We start from the raw sequence: 20,458 nt of genomic DNA, 5'->3' as shown, positions 1-20,458 counted from the left end.
GTCGGAGTTCTCTGCGCTTCTGTGAGGACGGTCAGTCGGGTCGCTTCTGGTTCTCGATGTAGGCCTTGACGATCTGGATTGGCGCCGCCGCAGGAACCGGCGAAGCACGAGGGGCCCACAGGTGGACGTGCATGATCGTCTGGTTCATCGTGCCCGTGTACACCTGCCGCAGGTAGTGGGAGCTGGCGCCCTTCAAGTTGTTGACCAGCTTGGACAGGGCGACCTTCGGCGGGTAGTGCACCAACAGGTGTACGTGGTCGGCCTCGCCGTTGAACTCCCGAAGCTATGCCTCGAATCCCGCGCATACGTCGCGCATGACCTCTTCGCAGCGGGTCAGCATGTCGTCGGTGAAGACACCGCCCCGGTATTTGGTGACGAAGATCAGATGTGCGTGGAGGTTGTAGATGACGTGGCGGCCTCGGCGGATATCGGGGCTTGGTTCCCCATGTGGTGACATAGACCAAGCGTAGAATGATCAAGCGAACTCGACCGGAAGGGGTGGGCCGGATGATCCGTGCGTACAAGTTCCTCATGCGGCCCACAGTGGGCCAGGCCGCCGCGTTGACCGCGATGCTGGCCGATCACTGCTCGCTCTACAACGGGGCGTTAGAGGAACGCCGCGACGCCTATCGGCACAGCTCGAAGACGAGCATCAAGTACGGGATGCAGTCCGCACAGCTCAAGGACATCCGCGCGTTCGACCCGGCGCGTCAGGGCCGCTGGTCGTTCTCCTCCCAGCAGGCCACCTTGCGGCGTCTCGACAAGGCGTTCGCCGCGTTCTTCCGCCGGATCAAGGCCGGCGAGACGCCCGGCTATCCGCGCTTTCGTGGCGTGAACTGGTTCGACACGGTGGACTTTCCCCAGGACGGGGACGGCTGCCGGTGGGACTCCACCCCGCACGATCCGGTGACCCGCGTCCGCCTCCAGAGCGTCGGACACGTCAAGGTCAATCAGCACCGGCCGGTGATCGGTAGGGTCAGGACCGTCAGCGTCAAACGCGAGGGCCGTAAGTGGTTCGTCGTGCTGGCCGCGGAGCAGGAGCAGCCCGAGCCGCTGCCGAACACGGGCAGTGTCGTCGGCATCGACATGGGCATAGCGAACTTCCTCGCCGACTCGAACGGCGAGTTCGTGCCTAACCCGCGCCACGGCCGGAAGGCCGCCGCGAAGCTGGAAGCCGCGCAACAGGCATTGTCCCGGTTCCCGCGCCGCAAGGCCAAGGAGCGCACCGCTACTGACGTTGTCGCCGTGATGTCGTCAAGGTGAGGCCGGTTTCGGCGAGGCATCCGTTGATGAGGTTGCTGCGGTACTGGATCTGGCGGAGGCCGTGTCGGAGCGTGCTGATGAGGTGGTCGGGGTCGGTGCAGGCGGTGTTGACCTGGCTGCTGCGCCGCAGCAGGGACCAGATGCCCTCGACCGGGTTGAGGTCCGGTGCATAGGCAGGCAGGAAGTAGCAGGTGATCCAGTCGTGGGTGTCGATGAACTCCCGCAGCCGGCGGTCCTTGTGGACGTTGAGGTTGTCCCACACGAGCACAAGGGGTGCGCCGAGCTGCTGGTGCGCGGCGATGAGCAGGTCGCGGTAGTCGGTCCAGGTGAAACTGCGTCTGCCGCCGCGCTTGTGATCGAGATGCCGCTTGGGCCTGTAGATCAGCCGTGAGCGTTCACCATGCTTGTAGCAGGCCAGAGCTGCGATGGAGAAGCGGCGCTGGGAGCGTCCCCTCACCCGGATGACGGGTGTGCGTCCGCGCCGGGCCCAGGTCCGTGTGGTGGGCGGCGTCATCGAGAAGCCGGCCTCGTCTTCGAAGCACAGCCAGGCGTCGAGCGCCGCCATGGACCTTCCACCTGCGGCCAGGTCTCCTTCACCCAGCCCGCCACGGCCTGCTCGTCGCGCTCGATGGCCCGGCGGACGGGGACCTGGTGGCTGAAGCCGTGCCGGTGCAGCATCCGCGCGATCGCCGACAGCGTCATGCTCTTGTGGAACCGGCGCCCGATCAGCGTCTTGATCCGCGTCAGCGTCCACGTCTGGTCCGGCCAGCCATGCGCGACCGGCCCTTTCGCCAGCTCCTGCTCGAGCACGGCGAACAGGGCCTCGCTCAGCTTGGGCCGTGAGACGGGACCGGCAGACCGCAGCCCCTCGATGCCGGCGTCGTGCCAGGCTCGGCGCCAGCGCTGCACCGAGCGCACACTCACCCGTAAGTCCTTGGCGACCTCCGTGTTGGAGGCACCCCCAGCGAATCGCTCCGCGGCCTCCAGCCGGATCCGCTCGCGAAACACCTGCCGTTCAGGCGTCAGCCCACCACCCTGCGGATACCTCACACAACAGGCATACCGCGACGATCACACATCGTCAGCCCTCAACGACACCACGCTGCAAAGGTCAGTAACCATCAGCGTGCCGTGGAGAAGGTCGCCAAGCTGCACGGCAAAGTCCGCCGCCAACGGCTCGACCACGCGCACAAGACCGCGCTCGGCCTGGTCCGTGAGCACGACTTCATCGCGCACGAGGACCTCAAGATCCGCAACATGAGCCGGGCCCCCGTGCCGAAGCCCGACCCCGACAAGCCGGGCGGCTTCCTGTCCAACGGGGCCGCAGCGAAAGCTGGGCTCAACAAGTCGATCCACGATGCCGGATGGGGGGTGTTCCTGACGATCCTGCGCGCCAAGGCTGAGAGCGCCGGACGGGAAGTGATCGCCGTGGACCCCCGCAACACCTCCCGGCGCTGCCCCGAATGCGGGCACACCGCCAAGGAGAACCGGCCCACACAGGAGGAGTTCCACTGCGTCTCGTGCGGCCACAACGCGCACGCGGACACGGTGGGTGCCCTGAACGTTCTACGGGCCGGGCTGGTCCGTCGCGACGCCAACCAGGCATAGCGAGAAGCCCCCTCGTTTACGAGGGGGAGGAGTCACGTACCTCCCCTCACCGCTGACCGGCCGCCTCACCGACCGCCACGGGCCCCTCCGTACGGCGACGGCCGCCGCGCTCACCCTCCTGGCCGCCGGCCTCGTCGCCGCGACCGCTCCCGAGGACTCGGTCCCCCTCCTCACCCTGGCCCTCGCCCTCCTCGGCCTCGGCTGGAACCTCGGCCTCGTCTCCGGCGCCGCCCTCATCACCGACTCCGTCCCCCTCGCCACCCGCGCCAAGACCCAGGGCCTCGTGGACGTCTCCATCTCCCTCGCGGGCGCCACCGGCGGCATCTCGTCGGGCCTCATCGTCACGGCGACGGGTTATCCGACGCTGGCCCTCGTCTCGGGAGCCCTCGCCCTGACGCTCCTCCCGGTGATCGCTGCGACGGCGTACACGAACCGCAGGCCGTGACCCCTCGGGGCGGGTGCGACCGCGTCCGGCCTCATGCCGGTTCGAGCGGCAGACCCGAACGCTCGCGCAGGGATCCGAGCGCGGTGGGGTCCACGGCCCCGACGCGCAGGGTGTCGGTGTTGTAGGAGTAGCTGGCCACCATGCGTCTCGACGGGTCGATGAAACTCAGCCAGTCGCCGCCCTTCTGCATCTCGCGCGACCCCAGGTAGCCGAGCGCCGAATCGACGATCCCGAGCTGCCGCTCACGGATCCGGCACGTGGCCTGGTGCGGAAGCGACCGCACGGCCTGCCTGCCGGCGGCATTGATCAGGAAGGACGACAGCCTCCGGGACTGGCTGTACCACTTCTCGCCCGGCTCGCTCCGGCCATGGACCCGGGAGTCGGGCCAGCCGAAATCGTCCGGACGCACACTCAACCGGGCGGCCTCCCGGTTCACCCCGCCGAAGACCAGATGCCCGTCCTCGACGCTCAGATGCTCCGGAGCGCTCAGCCGGAGGGTGTACTCGCGGCCGGTCGTCCCCATCAGCTCCGGATGCCGACCGGCAGCGGCGTAGTAGTCACGCAAGGCGTCGGGCAGGCCGATGCCCAAGCGGTCCTCGGCGGCTGCGAGTTCGGCATCAGTGCAACCGTCTTCCGGGGCCCACGCACCGAACGCGGTCGACGTCAGCTCCTGAAGCAACTCTTTGATCATGGCAGGCCCCGAGTCGATGGGTCATCACACACCGCGAGTGAGTATTCCGTCGGATGATCATAAGTGACCTGTTTGCGGGCTTGGTCGTGCACACCGCCATGGCCGCACCGCTCCGAAAAGGTAAGTGGGTCGACTTGCCTTATGGGTGACGGGGGAGTTACCTTCGAAAGGTGAGTCCATCGACTTACCTTACGACTCGGCAAGGAACCATGAACATGACTCGTCTTGCGGGCAAGCGCGCCCTCATCACCGGCGGCACGAGCGGGATCGGTCTGGAGACCGCCCGGCGTTTCGTCGCGGAGGGAGCCGAGGTGCTGGTCACCGGCGTGACCCCGGCCAGCATCGACCGGGCGCGGCAGGTCCTCGGGGACAAGGTGCCGGTGGTGCAGGCCGACGCACGCGATCTCGATGCCCAGCGCGGTCTGGCCAAGCAGGTGGGTGAGCACTTCGGGAGTCTGGACGTGGCGTTCCTGAACGCCGGCGTCTCGGACTGGCGGCCGTTCGAGGACCACACGGAGGACAGTTTCGACCGCCTCTTCGACATCAACGTCAAGAGCGTCTTCTTCCTCACGCAGGCCCTGGTGCCGGTACTGGCCAACCCGTCCTCGGTCATCCTCAACGCGTCCGTCAGCGCGCACGGCGGCTACGGGAACGCGAACGCCTACGCCGCGACGAAGGCGGCGGTCTCCTCCCTGATGCGGTCGTGGAACGCGGACCTGCTCAAGACTCACGGCATCCGGTTCAACGCGGTCAGCCCCGGCCCGGTGGACACCCCGCTCTACTCCAAGCTCGGCATCAAGGACCCCGCGGTGCAGGCGGCGGTCCTGGAAGGGATCAGCGCCGGCATCCCGCTGGGACGCATGGGCCTGCCGGAGGAGGTCGCGGAGGCGGTCGTGTACCTGGCCTCCGACGCCTCCGCCTTCGCGGTGGGCCAGGACCTTATCCTGGACGGAGGCCAGACCGTCCTCTGACGGCAAGGACACGGACGGGCGAGGGGCGAGGGCATGCCGGTGGCGGACCGAGCGGAAACCGGTGGCGACACCTGCCGGACCGGATATCACGCCCAGATCAAGGAGGAGAACCGCGCGCGCATCATCCGCGCCGCCCGCGACCTCTTCCTGGCCCGGGGATACGACAAGACCTCCCTCGCCCAGATCGCCAAACAGGCCCGCGTCTCCACCGGCACCCTCTTCAAGCGCTACCCCACCAAGGCCGCGCTGTTCGCGGCCGTCACCTCCGAGCAATGGCAGCTGGACGTGGAGTACGCCGCCCCGCCCCCGCCCGGTGATCCCCGGTTCGGCCTGGACCACATCGGCCGCGACTACGCCTGCCTGGTCTCGCGGCCCGGCACGGCGGCGCTGTGCCGCCTCATCATCACCGAACTTCCCCAGATGCCGGAGCTCGCCGACATCGTCGGCACCGGCTTCGCCATCGACCGCGGACCCTTCTTCGACCGGCTCCGCGACTACCTGGACACCGAGGCGCAGGCCGGCACCCTCGACTTCCGTTCGGCCGACGGGCAGCCACAGCCGGCCTCCGCGGTCGCCGAACAGTTCCTCGGCATGATCTGCAGCCAGTTGCTGTGGCCACAGCTCGTACGGACCGACTTCGTCCCGCCCAACGCCACCGACCCCGCGATCGTGGACGAGGCCGTCGCCCTCATGCTCCACCGCTACAGCACCCGATCCTGAACCCCGGAACACCGGTCCAGGCAGGGGTGACTCGACCGAAAACGTTCCGCGTCGATCGAAAGTACGGCACCGACAGCGTGCTCACTTCGACCCCGACCACACCTCAGGAGAGCCCACATGCGGTACCGCACCCTCGGCCGGACCGGTATCAGGGTCAGTCCCTACGCACTCGGCGCCATGATGTTCGGAGCCTCCGGCAACCGCGACCACGATGACTCGATCCGCATCATCCACAAGGCCCTGGACGCCGGGATCAACTTCGTCGACACCGCCGACGCCTACAGCCGCGGCGAGTCGGAGCAGATCGTCGGAAAGGCCCTCAAGGGACGCCGCGACAACGTCGTCCTCGCGACCAAACTGCACATGCCGATGGGGGACGATCCCAACCAACGGGGGAATTCGAGGCGCTGGATCGTCACCGCGGTCGAGCAGTCGCTGCGACGTCTGCAGACCGACCACATCGACCTCTACCAGATCCATCGGCCGGACCCGGACACCGACATCGAGGAGACGCTTTCCGCGCTCTCGGACCTGATCCACAGCGGCAAGGTCCGCGCGATCGGCTCATCCACGATGCCCGCCTCCGACATCGTCGAAGCCCAGTGGGTGGCCGAGCGGCGCGGCCTGGAACGGTTCCGCACCGAACAACCGACCTACTCGATTCTCAACCGTGGCATCGAGACCGAGGTCCTGCCCGTCGCCCAGCGCTACGGCATGGGCGTCCTGGTCTGGAGCCCGCTCGCGAAGGGGATGCTCACCGGGCGAATCCGCAAGGGCCGGCAGACCGACCTGCGCCGCGCTGCCATGTTCACGAGCTTCGGTGACGAGCGCCGGCTCGACGCCGTCGAACAGGTCGTCCCGCTCGCCGAAGACCTGGGCCTGCCGACGACCCACCTCGCCATGGCGTTCGCCATCGCCCATCCCGGCGTGACCAGCGCGATCATCGGGCCCCGCACGATGGAGCAGCTCGACGACCTGCTCGCCGGCGTCGACGTCACGCTCACCGACGACATCCTCGACCAGATCGACAAGATCGTTCCACCCGGCGCCGACGTCGGCGCCCCCGACCAGTCCGCCTATCTCCCTCCGGCCCTCCGGCACCCGGCCCTGCGCCGTCGGCCCGCCGGCGAGCGAGCCGCCGCCTGACCACCGGCCCGCTGCGATTCTGTCCGTCGTCACCACAGACCGACCGCGCCGGCCCCCGCGTGGACGAGGCCGGGCCCGGCGCGTACTTCGCGGCGTTCCTGGACCGCCTCCGGGCGCGGCCGTTCGAGATCTCGTTCAGGCCCGGAGGCAGCGACCCCGGGGCCATGCCGGCCCCGCTGCGACGGTGTCGGCCTTCCGCGGCGTCGACCACCCGCAAACAGCGCGTGATCTGAAGAAGATCATCATCCGCGAGCGTCGGGAAGCAGACGCAGCGTTTCGGATCAGAGCCCCTCTGGCCTTGTCCCATGTGCCTGATGGCGCCCGCTCATGCCGTCATGAGAACGAGCCCACGGGGGAACCGGAGGAATGACACGGTGGAGATGGAGCTGCGGATCAACGGGTCCGCCCATCGGCTGGACGTCGCACCGCAGGTGAGCCTGCTCGACGCGCTGCGCGAGTACCTGGGCCTGACCGGCACCAAGAAGGGTTGCGACCAAGGCGCCTGCACGGTGCTGGCCGACGGCCGGCGGATCAACGCCTGCCTCGCGCTGGCGGTGCAGTACCAGGGCCGCGAGATCACCACCATCGAAGGCGTGGACCATCCGTTGCAGGCGGCGTTCGTCCGCGCCGACGGTTTCCAGTGCGGCTACTGCACGCCGGGCCAGATCTGCTCGGCGATCGGCATGCTCGCCGAGCACGAGGCGGGCGTCCCCAGCGCGGCGACCGGGCATCTCGCCGCCACGGGCGGGGAGCTGGACGAGGCGGAGATCCGGGAGCGGATGAGCGGCAACCTGTGCCGCTGCGGCGCCTACAACGGCATCGTCTCGGCGATCAAGGAGGTCGCGAAGTGAAGTCGTTCTCCTACCTCAGCGCACCGGACACGGCGACGGCGCTGCGCACGATCGCAGGCGGCGAGGACGTGAAGTTCCTCGCGGGCGGCACGAACCTCGTCGACCTGATGCGGGAGGACATCGAGCGCCCGGCGACGGTCGTGGACATCACCCGCCTGCCACTGACCGGGATCGAGGAACTGCCCGGCGGCACCCTCCGCGTCGGCGCCCTGGTGACCAACAGCCGACTCGCGGCGGACCCCCTCGTCAGGACCCGCTGTCCGGCGCTGGCCAAGGCGATCCTGCTGGGGGCCTCCGCCCAGCTGCGGAACATGGCGACCGTGGGCGGGAACCTGCTGCAACGCACCCGCAGCCTGTACTTCTACGACGAGACCTCCGCCTGCAACAAGCGCGCACCCGGCAGCGGCTGTGACGCGATCGGCGGGTTCTCCCGCGGCGGCGCGGTGCTGGGAGCGAGCGAGGACTGCATCGCGACGCACCCCTCGGACATGGCGGTGGCGCTGGTGATGCTCGACGCGGTCGTCGAGGCGGAGAGCGTACGCGGCATCCGTCGTATCCCGGTCGCCGAGTTCCACCGCGTGCCCGGCGACACCCCGCACATCGAGACGGTGCTGGCCGCCGACGAGCTGATCACGGCGATCGAGCTGTCGCCGGTGCCGGTCGCGGCCCACTCCCGCTACCGCAAGGTCCGCGACCGCGCGTCCTACGCCTTCGCCCTCGTCTCCGTCGCCGCCGCGCCGGCCGTCGAGGACGGCCGCACCACCGATGTCCGCCTCGCACTCGGCGGCGTCGCCACCAAGCCGTGGCGGGCACACATCGCGGAAGAGCTGCTGCTGGCGCCCGCACACCCGAGGAGACCGCTCTGTCCATCGCCGCTGAAATCGTCGCCGCCCACCACGGCGGAACATTCCTGCCCCTGAGCGGTTCGGAGACGTGGACGCCGGAGCACTCCTCATGGCGTACCTGCCGGGTCGAACGCGCCTCGGCGACAAGGTGTTGCCGAGCGCATCCCCCTGCTGGCCCGTCAACTCGTCGCGATCCACGCGCCGCGGCCCGCCGAACGGCCCCCGGCGTACGAGACGCGCAGGACCGCGGACACCGTCGTGGTCCCGGACGGTGCCGATTCGGTGGCCTGGGCTGGGGCGATCGCGGCCCGGAGTGGGGGCGGAGGTTCGTCGAGGCGTACAGGGAGGCGGGGGGAAGTTGACGACGCGGGTCGTGGAGGGGCGGTTGGACGCGTATATGAGAGGTCAGGGTTGGGTCAACCAGTGGTCGGGGGTGAAGAGTTCGTAGTGGACGGCGTCCGACGGGACGCCCTTGTCCAGGAGTTGGGTGCGGACCGCGCGGAGGAAGGGCAGGGGGCCGCACAGGAGTGCGGTGGTCGTCGGGGGGATGTCGACGGCGTCGAGGGTCACGTGGCGGTCGTAGCAGAGGTGGAGGGTCGCGCTCGGCAACGCCTCGACCAGGCGCAGGAGTTCGGCGCGGTGGGCGTGGGAGGACGGGGTGCGGTCCGCGTGGACGACCGTGACGGGGCGGGCGGAGTCCGTCGACGCGAGGTGGTCCAGCATCGACAGGAGCGGGGTCGTGCCGATCCCGGCGGAGGCGAGCAGGAGCGGGGTGTCACCGTTCGGGAGGGTGAGGGTGCCGTAGGGGGCGGAGACGGTGAGGGTGTCGCCCGGACGGGCGTGCGTGTGCAGCCAGTTGGAGACTTCGCCGTCGGGACGGAGGGGATCGTGGACGCGCTTGACGGTGATGCGCCAGCCGGGGTGCCGGGGGCCGCGCGAGAGGCTGTACTGGCGGATCTGGCGGGCGCCGTCGGGGAGGTGGACACGGACGCTGACGAACTGGCCCGGCAGGAAGGTGCCTTGAGGGTCGCCCAGGGTGAGGGAGATGACGTCCGGGGTCTCCCGGCGGCGTTCGGTGATCGTCAGCTCCTGCCAACTCCCCTTCTCCTCGCCGAGGTTCGCCTCGGCGGCGATCAGGGTGTCGGCCATCAGCCAGTACACCTCGTCCCAGGCGGCGGCGACCTCGGGTGTGACCGCGTCGCCGAGCACTTCCGCTATCGCGGCGAACAGGTGCGTGTGGACGACCTTGTACTGCGCGGGCTCGATGCCGAGGGACGCGTGCTTGTGCGCGATGCGGGCCAGCATCGCGTCCGTGCGGGCGTCGGGCCGGTCGAGGAGCATGCCGGCGTAGGCCGCGATCGAGCCCGCGAGCGCGGTGCGCTGCTCGCCGTTGGCCTGGTTGCCGCGGTTGAACAGGTCGCGCAGGAGTTCGGGGTGGGCCGCGAACAGGTTCTCGTAGAACCGTCCCGCGATCTTCTCGATGTGCGCGCCCACGACGGGCAGCGTCCGACGGATGACCGGGACCGATCGCTCGGAGAGCATCGGGACCTCCTGAATTCGCTTCTCAGATTCCAATTAAAGGGCGGGAAACGCGAGCGGCTGACCGCACGGCCGTGTCACCCCGGGCGGCGCACCGCGAGCCCGACGAGCACGGGCCCCGTCGGCGACGCCACCAGATCCGCCACCACCAGCGGATCGAGCGCCGCGAAGAACGCCTCCTGCGCGTCCCGCAACGCCCCCCGCAACCGGCATGCCGCGCGCAGCGGACACGGCGGATCCCCCTCGCAGGCGACCACCTCCGTCTCCCCCTCCAGCTCCCGCACGAGCCACCCCACCGACGCCTGCCGCCCCAGCCCGGTCAGTGCGAGCCCCCCGCTGCGACCCCGCCGGGCCTCGACCACGCCGAGATGCTGGAGCCGGCTGATGGCCTTCGCCATATGGCTGTACGGCACGTCCATCGCCTCAGCGACCTCCCGCGAGGTGAGTGACGTGCCCTCTTCCGCGACCGCGAGCCGCATCACGGCCCGCAGGGCAAGGTCGGTGAACTTGGTCAACCGCATGAGCCGACCGTAGCAAATACGCATGACGGATACCTATTTGCGGGTGGGGTGGGATACGTCATAGACAGAGCCATGGACCTTCCTGAAGCAGAGCAAGTCACCGTCCACGAAGGACAGTTCCACCGAGTCGTCGTCGGCCCCGACCGGGTCGTCTGCCATGCCCGCACGGACGCCGCCGCCCGCCGGCTCCCCGCCCGCGCGGCGATCCTGCGGACGGTCGCCGGCCTCGGCCTCGGCTTCCGTACGCCCCGACCGCTGGCGGAAGGGGACGGCTGGCTCGCGCTGAGCCGCATCCCCGGGGAACCGCTCAAGGGTGACGGGGGAGACGAGGTGGCCCGGCAGTACGTGCACCTGCTGAACGCGCTCGCGCGGGCCGGCGAGCGGGCGCGGGGTGCGGTGCCGGTGGGGGAGTGGGACGGGTTCGTGACCGGCGTACGGGACGGGCTGTGGCCGTTGATGTCCGCCACCGGGCGTGCGCGGGCCGCCCGGGAACTCGCCGCCCTGGAGGGCCTGCCCCGCATCACCTCCGCCCTCGTGCACGGCGACCTCGGCCGCGAGAACGTCCTGTGGGAGACGGTCGGGGGTGTGCCCCGGCTCGGTGGCGTCGTCGACTGGGATGAGGCGTGCCTCGGGGACCCGGCGGAGGACCTGGCGGCGATCGGGGCGAGCCATGGGGAGGGGCTGTTGGGGCGGGTGCTCGCGCTCGGCGCGTGGGACCACCCGGACCTCGTACGGCGGATCTCGGTGATTCGGGGGACGTTCGCTCTCCAGCAGGCGCTGCACGCGTGGCGCGACGGGGACGAGGGGGAACTCGCGGACGGGTTGCGGGGGTACCGGAGCCATCCGTGAAGACCCGGCGGAAACCCTTGATTGACGCAATCAAATGAATATGCTTGTCTGAGTTAAGCAAGTAGATGCCCGGAGCGGGGCGCTGGCCCGTTCCCACCGGCGTGAGGGGCAAGCATGAGATCTCAGATGACGGACCTGGCCGTGGTCCCCCTGGACACGGAACAGGCGAAGGACGCGTCGGTCACCGGAGCGAAGGCGGCGAACCTGGCCCGCTCGGCGGTCGCGGGCCTGCCCGTGCTCCCCGGTTTCGTCCTCGTACCGGCCGACCGCGCACCGGACGCGCCCGTGGGGGAGGACGCGGTCAGGGCGGCGTGGGAAGCGCTGACCGGGACGGCCGACGCCCTGGTGGTCCGCTCCTCCTCCGCGCACGAGGACACCGAGGACTCCTCGATGGCGGGCCGCTTCGACTCGGTCCTGGACGTCAAGGGCTGGGACGACTTCACGCGGGCCGTCCGCACGGTCCTGGACTCCGCGCGCCGCGTCCAGGTCCTGCGCCCGGCGGCGGACGCCCCCGAGGGCGACGGCATGGCGGTCCTCGTGCAGCCCATGCTGCGCGCGGCGATCGGCGGCGTGATGTTCACGGCGGACCCGGTGGCGGGCCGCACGGACCGCATCCTGGTCAGCGCGGTACGCGGCGGCCCCGACCAGCTCGTCGACGGCAGCACCCAGGGCGTCCGCTACCAGCTCACCCGCTTCGCCCGCCTGGTCCGCACCGACCCGCCCGAGCCCCGCGCCGAACGCCTCCTGACCCGCCGCCCGATCACCCGCCTCGTCGCCCTCGCCAAGAAGACCGAGCGGGTCTTCGGCGGCCCCCAGGACATGGAGTTCGGCTTCGGCGCGGACGGCAGGCTGTGGCTGTTCCAGGCCCGCCCCGTCACCGCGATGGCCGCCCGCCCGGACCCCGGCGCCCGCCTGCTGGGCCCGGGCCCGGTCGCCGAGACCCTCCCCGGCGTCCTCCAGCCGCTGGAGGAGGACCTGTGGGTCACCCCGATGTCCCACGGCCTCACCCTCGCCCTCGACATCGCCGGCGCGGCACCCCGAGGCGCCCTGCGCCACCTGCCCGTCGTCACCACCGTCGACGGCCGGGCCGCGGCCGACCTGCGCCTCCTCGGCGCGGTCCCCTCCGCCCACCCCGTGCTGGACTTCATCAACCCCGCCCCCAACGCCCGCCGCGCGGGCGCCGCCTGGCGCACCGGCCGCCTCAAGTCGGCGCTCCCGCTGCTCGCCGTGGACCTGATGGCGGACGTCGACCGCTCGCTGGCCGACCTCCCCGAACCGGGCCAACTCCTCGTCGGACAACTCCTGGACGCCCTCTCCTGGGGCCGCGAGGCACTCTCCTCCCTGCACGCCCAGGAGTCCCTGGCCGGCGCCCTCCTGGGCCCGGGCTCGGGCGCCACCGCCGCCGGGGAAGCCCTCGCGACGCTCGCCGAGGGCCGCAGCCGGGACCTCACCGACGACGAACTCCTCGACCAGTACCCCGTGTTGCTCGCCCTCCTCCCGCCCACCCTCGGCCGCCGCCCCGAACTCCCCGACCACACCGGCTGGACGACCCTCCCGCGCGGAGTCGGCGCCCTGCCCGTCCGCGAAGGACTGCGGCTGCGCATCCGCTGGGTCCAGGAGATGCAGGCCCAGGCCGTACGGGAGTTGGCCAACCGCTCACGCCTCGGCGAGTGCGCCCCGGGCCTGTCCCGGCTCACCCTGCTCACCTGGGCGGAACTCGTCCAGGCCACGGACGACGGAGCACCACCCGCCGACATCCGCGAGCGCGAACCACGCCCCCTGGACGCAGCCCAACTCCCCACCGCCTTCCGTCTCGCCGACGGCGCACCCGTCGCCGAACCCCTCCCCGGCCGCCGTGACACGGGCGACGGCCAGGGCGCGGGCGGCGGCTTCGGCGCCGGAACCGCCTGGGACGGCAAGGGAGTTCGTCCCGCGCACCCGGTCCTCGTGGTCCGCTCGCTCGACCCGGCGCTCGCGCCGCTGCTGCCCGGACTCGCCGGGCTCGTCGCGGAGACCGGCAGCGCCCTGTCCCATCTCGCGGTCCTGGCCCGCGAGTTCAAGGTCCCCACCGCGGTCGGCGTCCCCCGGGCGGTGGACCGCTTCCCGGACGGCACCCCGCTGACCGTGGACGGCACGACCGGAGCGGTCGCCGACGGCGGCCCCGCGCACGCAGAGGAGTCGGCGGCATGAGAAGCGCGCGCCTGGTCGGATACACCTTCGGCGGCCTGTCCGCCGCGTACGCCGGCTACTACATGGTCCTGTACCTCACCCGCTGGGAGTGGCAACGCGCCCTCATGTCCGGGGTGTTGCTGCTCGTCGTCGAGGTGTTCCTCGCGACCGTCGTCCTGCTGACCCGGTTCGCGCGGATCGAGGAACGGATGGAAGCCTCCGACGCCCGCGTCGAGGAGGTACGCCGCCGCCTGGAGCAGAGCAGGCAGCAGCACCCCGGCCAGTTCCGCTGGGTGCGCTCGGTCGACATGCAGGAACTCGACGGCACCCAGCGGACGTTCGTCTTCGTACCCGTCCTGATGGCGGCCGGGGCCGCGCTGTCCGGCGTCGCGATGGTCATCCAGAAGATCGCCGGAGCCACCGCCCGGCCCGGCGCCGAACGCCGCCTCGCCGGACGCCTCGCGGCCCTCACCGCACCCGAACTGGGCCCCCGCGACCCCCGTACGACGATCGAGAACCGCCCGGCCACCGCACCCGCCCGCACGGGACGCAAACTCACCGCGGCGGCAGCCGCGCTGGGCGGGCTGATCCTCGTCCCCGTCCTGTGGTCCGCGCTCGCCGACGCCACCCAGACCCGCGCCGAGGACACCCCCGACGCGGCCGGCACCACCGTCGTCTTCCAGGTCGACTACAGCGGCACCGGCGGCGAGGCGGCCCGGCAGCTCGCCGCGCAGGACCTGTGGGAGACCTGCCGGCGCTCCACCGCCGCCCAGAACGACAAGGCCACCCTCAGCCGCCTCGACGACGGCGTCTACAGCGCCGTCCTGCGGCCCGCCCTGCCCGACCACGACCTGATGCGGCTGCGCGGCTGCATCGAGGACGCGAGCACGAACCGCGCCGTCGCGACCGTGCTCGGGGAAGGACAGGCGTACAGCGAGAACTAGCCCTGCTCCCAGGTCTCCTCGGGATCGAGGGGGAGACCCGGGTGCTCGCGCTTGAACGCCTCCGCCTGCTCCTCGACCTTCGGCAGCAGGTGGTCGGGGGCGCCGAAACCGCGGAAGAGGGTCGCGCAGTACTCGCGGGACAGATAGGGGGCGTCCCAGTCGCCCTCCGGATTCACCCACTGGTAGGTGTGGTTGTGCAGGTTGAGGAACTGGAGCGTGGCGAGCCGCGGCGGCATCGCGCGGAACGTGCCCTGTTCGACGGCCTCTTCGAGGAGGTCCGACACCGACTGCTCGAACCCGGACCGCTGGCCCAGCAGCGTCTTCAGCTCGACGCCGCTCAGACTGCGGTAGTCGTGCTCGTAGACCCAGATGTGGTCCAGACGGCGGAAGATGATCGTCAGGAGCGACTCCGACAGCAGCCGCAGCCGCAGCAGGGGCGTCTCGTCGAGGTCCGCGATCTCGCGGGTGCGCGTCAGCAGCGGGCCCATCACCCGCGACTGGATCTCGACCAGCAGGTTCTCCTTGGAGCCGATGTAGTAGTACAGCGCCCCCTTCGCGAGTCCGACGGCCTGGCCCAGGTCGTTGATGGACGTCGCCGCGTACCCCTGCCGCGCGAACAGCGCCGCCGCGATGTCGATGATCTTCTGGCGTCTGACCTCGAAGCCCGGTCCGTGGCCCGGCGGTCGTGGCATGGGTTCCTCTCCCCGTTGTGCGACGTGACGACGTACCGATTAAAGCCGACGCACCCGGCCCCCGTGGCCGGGGCGGTCCGGGAAACGCCCCGCGAGGGGTCGGAAACACGCAGGTCGGGAGAGACTCGACCGAGCACGGAGCACTCAAGGAGGAGTGGCGCATGACCACGGTAGGAATCGTCACCGGCGCGGGGAGCGCGACCGGCGAGGCCGTCGCACGGCGCCTCGCGGGCACCGTCGGCACCCTGCTGCTCGCCGACCGCGACGCCGCGGCAGCCGAAGCCGTCGCGAAGGACCTGGCCGGGCACGGCGTCGTCGAGCCGTACGCCGTGGACGTCACCGACACGGTCGGACTCGACCGCCTCGCGCGCCACGCCGCGCGCCTCGGGACCCTGCGGGCCGTCGCGCACACCGAGACCGTCGACCCCGAGGAGGCCGACTGGCGCCGCATCCTCGACGTCGACCTCAGCGCGGCCGTCCGACTCGCCGAGGCCCTGCGCCCGTCGGCCACGACAGGCACCGCGTTCGTGTACGGCGCGTCCGTCTCCCCGCTCCTCGCCCACATCGACCCGACGCCGCTCGTCGCGGCCGTCCTGGACTCGGCGGCGGACGGCGACCTCGCCGACCGCCTCCACGACGCGATCGGCCCGGCCGTCGAGGATCCCGCCTGGGCCTACCCCTGGGCCACCTACGGCGTCCAGCGCTTCGTGCGCGCCGAGGCCGTACGGCTCGGGCTGCTCGGCGCCCGAGTGTGCTCGGTGTCGCCGGGCGCCGTCGGCACGCCCGCGCCGCACGCGGGCGCCGTGCGGGACGAGGCGGTGCGGCTGCTCGTCGGCCGGACCCCGCTGGAGCGCGTCGGACGGCACGACGAGGTCGCGGCCGTCGTCGCGTTCCTGCTGTCGGACGGCGCGAGCTTCATGACCGGCGTGGACGTCGTCGTCGACGGCGGCCTGTGCGCGGCCGTCGCCGAGGAGTGAACTCGCCTACGCCACCAGCCCCTTGAGCCGCTCCACGTCCGCGAGCCGCCGCCCCGGATCCGGGTCCAGCGGCCGTACCTGAAGCGTCGTCACGCCCGCCGCGCGGAACACGGCGAGGCGCTCGGCGACGTACGCGGCGCTCCCCACGAGGGACGTCGCCCGCACCAGGTCCTCGGGGACGGCCGCCGCCGCGGCCTCCTTGCGGCCGGACAGGTACAGGTCCTGCACGGCGGCGGCCTCCTCGCCGTAGCCGTAGCGGCGGGCCAGATCCAGGTAGAAGTTGTGCCCGCGTGCCCCCATCCCGCCGAGGTACAGGGCGAGTTGGGGGCGCGCGAGGCCGAGGAGGGCGTCGGCGCCGGGGCCGATCGCCAGCGGCGGTGACACGACGACGTCGAGCGGGCCGAGGGCCGGGTCCCGGCGGGCCGTTCCCTCGGCCAGCGCCGCACCCCAGACCTCGCCCGCCCGCTCGGGGTGGAAGAACATCGGCATCCAGCCCTCGGCGATCTCGGCGGCCAGGGCGACGTTCCTCGGCCCGAGCGCGGCCAGCACGATCGGGATGCGCTCACGCAGTGGGCGGTTGATCAGCTTGAGGGGCACCCCGAGCCCCGTACCCTCTCCGGGCGGCAGCGGAATGCGGTAGTGCCGCCCCTCGTGGACCAGCTTCTCGCGGCGCCACACCGCCCGGCAGATCTCCACGACCTCCCTGGTCCGCGCCAGGGGAGCGGTGTACGGCTGCCCGTGGAACCCCTCGATCACCTGGGGCCCGGAGGCGCCGAGACCGAGCGTGAAGCGGCCGTCGGAGACGTGGTCGAGGCCCGCCGCCGTCATCGCGGTGAGCGTGGGGGTGCGGGTGGAGACCGGGAGGATGCCGGACGCGAGCTCCAGGCGGTCGGTGCGGGCGGCGATGTAGCCGAGCCGGCTGACCGCGTCGTAGGAGTAGGCCTCGGGGACGAAGACGATGTCCAGGCCGGCCTTCTCGTAGTCGCGCAGCAGGCCGACGGTCTCCTTGAAGCCGCCGCTGTAGCTCAGGGGCATGCCGATCCGCATTCCGGGCTCCCGTCCCATGCTCACCTCCACCGAATAAAGTACACTCTATCGCTGGTGAGGCTCTGGAGGGAGATGCTGTGGACGGGACGGATGTGGCCCGGTACGCGCTGCGCGCGGTGGTCGGCGGGACGATGATCGCGCACGGGGTGCGGCACGCCCGGACGCTGGAGGGAACAGCCGGTTGGTTCCGGTCCGTTGGCTTCCGCGGGCCGAAGGCGCAGGCCGTGGCGAGCGCGGTCGTGGAGGTGGGGGCCGGGGTCGCGCTGGTGGCGGGGGCGGCCACCCCGCTGGCCGCTTCGGCGGTAGTGGGGACCATGGGCGTGGCGGCGGGTTCAGTGCACTCAACCAACGGGTTCTTCGTCATGAAGGACGGGTACGAGTTCGTCCTCAACCTCGGGGTGGCGGCGGTGGCGGTCGCGGCGCTGGGGCCGGGGCGGGTGAGTGTCGACCGGGCGCTGGGGGTCGACGCCCGGCTCGACGGGCCCCGGCGTGCGGCGCTCGCGGCGGGGCTCGGGCTCGGGGCCGCGGCGGCTCAGCTCGGGCTCTTCTGGCGGCGCCCGGACGATATTGCTTGAGTTACGCAAAGAGCTGCTAAAGTGGTCCGGCGGCCGTGGCTGCGGCGGCCCGGTCGCCTCCCGCGCGAAAGGCATCGGCCATGACGAACGTACTCCACCAGCCGTCGACCCTCCGGTGCACCGGACGGGACGTACTGATCGTCGCGGGGGACACGGGCGAGGTCGACCTCCTCACCACCACACTCCAGCTCGCCGGGTACACCGTCGGCGGCGCGGTGGCCACCGGCGCGGAGGGCCTGGCCCGGATCGCCGGGCGCCGCTACGACCTGGTCGTCTGGGACGCCACGCTCCCCGACCTCAGGTCCATGCCCAGGGGCCTGCGGCACACCACGGCCCGGATCCCGCCGCTCCTCTTCCTGATCACCTGCGAGTACCTGCACACCCTCCTGCCCGAACTCGGCCGCCGCGCCGAGGACTACGTCACCAAGCCGCTGCGCACCACGGAAGTCCTCGCCCGCGCCGAACTCCTCCTGCGCGACCGCCGCACCGCCCGCGCGCCCGCCGTCTCGGTCTACGGCGACCTCGTCCTGGACGACGCGACCTGCCGGGCCCGGCGCGGCGCCCGCCCCCTCGGGCTCAGCCCCGCCGAGTACCGCCTCCTGCACCACCTGCTCGCCAACGCCGAACGCGTCGTGTCCAAGGAACAGATCAGCCGGCACGTGTGGGGCGAGGGCCGGGCCGGCGAGGCCATCGAGAAACTCGTCTCACGCCTGCGGCAGAAGGTCGACCAGGACGTCGGCCAGGGCGAGGTCACACTGATCCACACCGTGCGCGGCTTCGGCTACTGGTTCGGCCGCCCGCGCGACTGACCGCACACCAAGCACCCCCCGACACCGCCTCGAAGAACAGCGCCTCCACAGCACCCTCCCCACGTGACCCCCATCACGTCCGGGAACTGTCAGGAAGCGGTCCGAGAGGTGTCGGCTCTCCTTGATTCCCTGGGGCCACGCACGGCACCACCAGCGAGGAGAGACCATGTCCGGCATCCTGCGCCCCACCGACCAGTTCCACGTGGGCATCGTCGCCGAGGACTACGAGGCCACCAAACAGCGGCTCACCGACCTGTTCGGCTTCGAGTGGCACGACGACATGGGCGGCGCCGCCGACGTCCGCCTCCCCGCCGGGGACACCACCATCGACTTCCGCTGCACGTACTCGCGGATGTCCGGTACGGGACCCCGGCTGGAGATCGTCCGCCAGGTCCCCGGCACCCTCTGGGAGCCCACCGCGGGCTCGGGCATCCACCACTTCGGCTACTGGTCCGACGACGTCGCCGCCGACACCGCCGCACTGCAGCGCCACGGCTACGAGATCGAGGCGACGCGTATCGGCCCCGACGGACGCCCGTTCTTCGCGTTCCTGCGCAGCACCGCGCAGACCGCGTTCCGCATCGAGCTGGTCAGCAGGGCCGCCCAGCCGTCGCTGGAGAGGGCCTGGAGCTGATGAGGCCGCCGCGCGTGCACCCGTACCCCGTTCTCACCGAGGAGCAGACATGACGACCGTAGGAATCGCCACCGGCGCCGGACGCGGCATGGGGGAGGCGTGCGCACGGCGGCTCGCCGACCTGGTGGACGTCCTGCTGCTCGTGGACCGCGACGAGACGACCGTCTCCGCCGTCGCGAAGGACCTCAACGCCGCCGGACACCGCGCCACCGCCGAGGCGTTCGCCCTCGACGTCACCGACCGCGCGGGCCTGGCCCGCCTCGCCGACCGCGTCCGCGAGACCGGCACCCTGCGGGCCGTCGCCCACGCCGCCGGGATCTCGCCGACCATGGCCGACTGGCGCCGTATCTTCGAGGTCGACCTCATCGGCACCGCCCTCCTCGCCGAAGCCCTGCGCCCGCTGGCCACGCAGGGCACCGCGCACGTCTACTTCTCCTCGATGTCCCACCTCCTGGCCCGCGTCGAACCCGACGCCGCCACCGCCGAGATCCTGGACGAGCCGCTCCACCCGGCCTTCCTCGACCGCATCCGCGCCGCCGTCGGACCCGACGTCGAACAGTCCGCGCTCGCCTACCCGTGGGCCAAACACGGCGTCGCCCGCTTCGCCCGCAAGGAGGCGGTCCGCCTCGGCAAGGCCGGCGCCCGCGTCTGCGCGCTCGCCCCCGGCATCATCGACACCCCGCAGGGCCGCCAGGAGGCCGCCGAGCACACGACGATGCAGCAGCTCGTCGCCGCGACCCCGCTCGGCCGCACCGGACGGTCGGAGGAGGTCGCGAACGTCGTCGCGTTCCTCCTCTCCGACGAGGCGAGCTTCGTCAACGGCATCGAGATCCTCGTCGACGGGGGAGTGGTCGGCGCGGTGCGCTGACCCCGGACACACGGAAGAGGGCGGGTGGGTCGACGCTGACCCACCCGCCCTCTTCACCTGCGCTCAGCCGTGCTGAGGCCGCCCCTTGTACAGCGCCACACCCATCCCGAGCGCGACCACACCCATACCGGCGCTGGTCATGTACCCCTGCGAGTTCTCGGCGATGAGCGGCGCAGCTATCGCGGCCGTGGTGTTGAACAGGAACAGGGTCCACAGAACGGTGCGGTTGGAGAGCATCGCCTTCACGGGGTGGCCTTTCGGTGCGTCGGGCTGATGTGATCAACCTTTCCGCGA

20 protein-coding genes and 6 pseudogenes are annotated in these 20,458 nt (G+C 71.2%); 17 read left to right on the top strand and 9 right to left on the bottom strand.

All coding sequences use genetic code 11. From position 1 onward, the window contains the following. Positions 1-31: 31 nt before the first annotated feature. Positions 32-457 (bottom strand): annotated as a pseudogene (gene tnpA, locus ACLZOT_RS07900) (IS200/IS605 family transposase). Positions 458-507: 50 nt separating this feature from the next. Here tnpA and ACLZOT_RS07895 point away from each other — a divergent pair. Continuing rightward, positions 508-1,245, top strand: a pseudogene (locus ACLZOT_RS07895) (RNA-guided endonuclease InsQ/TnpB family protein); the annotation flags it as partial. Here the strand turns inward: ACLZOT_RS07895 and ACLZOT_RS07890 are convergent. After that, complete coding sequence (locus ACLZOT_RS07890) at positions 1,229-1,777, bottom strand: transposase (protein WP_416968317.1); 549 nt, start codon at positions 1,775-1,777, stop codon at positions 1,229-1,231. The pseudogene ACLZOT_RS07895 and the gene ACLZOT_RS07890 sit on opposite strands and share 17 nt — an antisense overlap. Beyond that, entirely contained in the window at positions 1,774-2,313 is a 540-nt protein-coding gene (locus ACLZOT_RS07885; RefSeq protein ID WP_416968030.1) for a winged helix-turn-helix domain-containing protein, read from the bottom strand. The genes ACLZOT_RS07890 and ACLZOT_RS07885 overlap by 4 nt, the downstream gene beginning before the upstream one ends. Positions 2,314-2,379: 66 nt before the next feature. On the opposite strand from ACLZOT_RS07885, the pseudogene ACLZOT_RS07880 reads away from it, so the two are divergent. Beyond that, positions 2,380-2,871: pseudogene (locus tag ACLZOT_RS07880) on the top strand (RNA-guided endonuclease InsQ/TnpB family protein); the annotation flags it as partial. Positions 2,872-2,899: 28 nt separating this feature from the next. Continuing rightward, positions 2,900-3,316, top strand: a pseudogene (locus ACLZOT_RS07875) (MFS transporter); the annotation flags it as partial. Between the two features lie 31 nt (positions 3,317-3,347). On the opposite strand, the gene ACLZOT_RS07870 reads toward ACLZOT_RS07875, so the two are convergent. After that, complete coding sequence (locus ACLZOT_RS07870) at positions 3,348-4,007, bottom strand: hypothetical protein (RefSeq protein WP_416968029.1); 660 nt, start codon at positions 4,005-4,007, stop codon at positions 3,348-3,350. 215 nt (positions 4,008-4,222) lie between these two features. Here ACLZOT_RS07870 and ACLZOT_RS07865 point away from each other — a divergent pair, with 215 nt between their 5' ends. From ACLZOT_RS07865 to ACLZOT_RS07840, 6 genes and pseudogenes are all read left to right on the top strand, one after another. Beyond that, positions 4,223-4,978 (top strand): SDR family oxidoreductase, encoded by a 756-nt coding sequence (locus tag ACLZOT_RS07865; RefSeq protein ID WP_416968028.1) that lies wholly within the window; start codon positions 4,223-4,225, stop codon positions 4,976-4,978. Positions 4,979-5,011: 33 nt separating this feature from the next. Then, positions 5,012-5,698: a TetR/AcrR family transcriptional regulator gene (locus ACLZOT_RS07860; protein ID WP_416968027.1), complete on the top strand. Its 687-nt coding sequence runs from the start codon at positions 5,012-5,014 to the stop codon at positions 5,696-5,698. Positions 5,699-5,815: 117 nt separating this feature from the next. Beyond that, positions 5,816-6,844 (top strand): aldo/keto reductase, encoded by a 1,029-nt coding sequence (locus tag ACLZOT_RS07855; RefSeq protein WP_416968026.1) that lies wholly within the window; start codon positions 5,816-5,818, stop codon positions 6,842-6,844. Positions 6,845-7,224: 380 nt separating this feature from the next. Further along, positions 7,225-7,695, top strand: a complete 471-nt coding sequence (locus tag ACLZOT_RS07850) for a 2Fe-2S iron-sulfur cluster-binding protein (RefSeq protein ID WP_416968316.1) — start codon at positions 7,225-7,227, stop codon at positions 7,693-7,695. Beyond that, a pseudogene (locus tag ACLZOT_RS07845) lies at positions 7,638-8,468 on the top strand (FAD binding domain-containing protein); the annotation flags it as partial. The gene ACLZOT_RS07850 and the pseudogene ACLZOT_RS07845, both read left to right, overlap by 58 nt. Positions 8,469-8,530: 62 nt before the next feature. Further along, a pseudogene (locus tag ACLZOT_RS07840) lies at positions 8,531-8,620 on the top strand (sulfurylase large subunit); the annotation flags it as partial. A gap of 325 nt (positions 8,621-8,945) precedes the next feature. Here ACLZOT_RS07840 and ACLZOT_RS07835 read toward each other — a convergent pair. Both ACLZOT_RS07835 and ACLZOT_RS07830 read right to left on the bottom strand, forming a co-directional pair. After that, positions 8,946-10,082, bottom strand: coding sequence for a globin domain-containing protein (locus tag ACLZOT_RS07835; protein WP_416968025.1), 1,137 nt, complete (start codon positions 10,080-10,082; stop codon positions 8,946-8,948). Positions 10,083-10,156: 74 nt separating this feature from the next. Next, positions 10,157-10,600 (bottom strand): RrF2 family transcriptional regulator, encoded by a 444-nt coding sequence (locus tag ACLZOT_RS07830; protein ID WP_416968024.1) that lies wholly within the window; start codon positions 10,598-10,600, stop codon positions 10,157-10,159. 72 nt (positions 10,601-10,672) lie between these two features. On the opposite strand from ACLZOT_RS07830, the gene ACLZOT_RS07825 reads away from it, so the two are divergent. From ACLZOT_RS07825 to ACLZOT_RS07815, 3 genes are all read left to right on the top strand, one after another. Then, entirely contained in the window at positions 10,673-11,449 is a 777-nt protein-coding gene (locus ACLZOT_RS07825; protein WP_416968023.1) for an aminoglycoside phosphotransferase family protein, read from the top strand. Between the two features lie 114 nt (positions 11,450-11,563). Further along, the gene (locus ACLZOT_RS07820; RefSeq protein ID WP_416968022.1) at positions 11,564-13,639 is read left to right on the top strand and encodes a PEP/pyruvate-binding domain-containing protein; all 2,076 of its coding nucleotides are present in this window, start codon (positions 11,564-11,566) and stop codon (positions 13,637-13,639) included. Continuing rightward, positions 13,636-14,562 carry a hypothetical protein gene (locus ACLZOT_RS07815; RefSeq protein ID WP_416968021.1) on the top strand — a complete coding sequence of 309 codons (927 nt, stop codon included), beginning with the start codon at positions 13,636-13,638 and terminating at the stop codon, positions 14,560-14,562. The genes ACLZOT_RS07820 and ACLZOT_RS07815 overlap by 4 nt, the downstream gene beginning before the upstream one ends. Here ACLZOT_RS07815 and ACLZOT_RS07810 read toward each other — a convergent pair. Further along, the gene (locus tag ACLZOT_RS07810) at positions 14,559-15,254 is read right to left on the bottom strand and encodes a TetR/AcrR family transcriptional regulator (protein WP_416968020.1); all 696 of its coding nucleotides are present in this window, start codon (positions 15,252-15,254) and stop codon (positions 14,559-14,561) included. The genes ACLZOT_RS07815 and ACLZOT_RS07810 overlap by 4 nt on opposite strands. A 161-nt stretch (positions 15,255-15,415) precedes the next feature. Between ACLZOT_RS07810 and ACLZOT_RS07805 the strand changes: the two genes are divergently transcribed. After that, entirely contained in the window at positions 15,416-16,231 is an 816-nt protein-coding gene (locus ACLZOT_RS07805; protein WP_416968019.1) for an SDR family oxidoreductase, read from the top strand. Positions 16,232-16,237: 6 nt separating this feature from the next. Here the strand turns inward: ACLZOT_RS07805 and ACLZOT_RS07800 are convergent, their stop codons facing one another. After that, positions 16,238-17,278, bottom strand: a complete 1,041-nt coding sequence (locus tag ACLZOT_RS07800) for an LLM class F420-dependent oxidoreductase (RefSeq protein WP_416968315.1) — start codon at positions 17,276-17,278, stop codon at positions 16,238-16,240. A gap of 77 nt (positions 17,279-17,355) precedes the next feature. Between ACLZOT_RS07800 and ACLZOT_RS07795 the strand changes: the two genes are divergently transcribed. From ACLZOT_RS07795 to ACLZOT_RS07780, 4 genes are all read left to right on the top strand, one after another. Next, on the top strand, positions 17,356-17,853 hold the full coding sequence (locus ACLZOT_RS07795) for a DoxX family protein (RefSeq protein WP_416968018.1): 498 nt from the start codon (positions 17,356-17,358) through the stop codon (positions 17,851-17,853). An 80-nt stretch (positions 17,854-17,933) separates the two neighbouring features. Then, positions 17,934-18,662, top strand: a complete 729-nt coding sequence (locus ACLZOT_RS07790) for a response regulator transcription factor (protein WP_416968017.1) — start codon at positions 17,934-17,936, stop codon at positions 18,660-18,662. A gap of 166 nt (positions 18,663-18,828) precedes the next feature. Further along, a complete protein-coding gene (locus tag ACLZOT_RS07785) occupies positions 18,829-19,296 on the top strand; it encodes a VOC family protein (RefSeq protein ID WP_416968016.1) in 468 nt (155 codons plus the stop codon). Positions 19,297-19,345: 49 nt separating this feature from the next. Next, a complete protein-coding gene (locus ACLZOT_RS07780; protein WP_416968015.1) occupies positions 19,346-20,164 on the top strand; it encodes an SDR family oxidoreductase in 819 nt (272 codons plus the stop codon). Between the two features lie 63 nt (positions 20,165-20,227). Here the strand turns inward: ACLZOT_RS07780 and ACLZOT_RS07775 are convergent, their stop codons facing one another. Next, on the bottom strand, positions 20,228-20,410 hold the full coding sequence (locus ACLZOT_RS07775; RefSeq protein ID WP_416968014.1) for a hypothetical protein: 183 nt from the start codon (positions 20,408-20,410) through the stop codon (positions 20,228-20,230). Between the last annotated feature and the right edge of the window lie 48 nt (positions 20,411-20,458).

Origin of the sequence: Streptomyces sp. 4F14 (assembly GCF_048159485.1) — a bacterium.
GTDB lineage: Bacteria > Actinomycetota > Actinomycetes > Streptomycetales > Streptomycetaceae > Streptomyces.
Note: the sequence above shows the minus strand (reverse complement) of the source record. Positions and strands in the feature narration are given on the sequence as shown.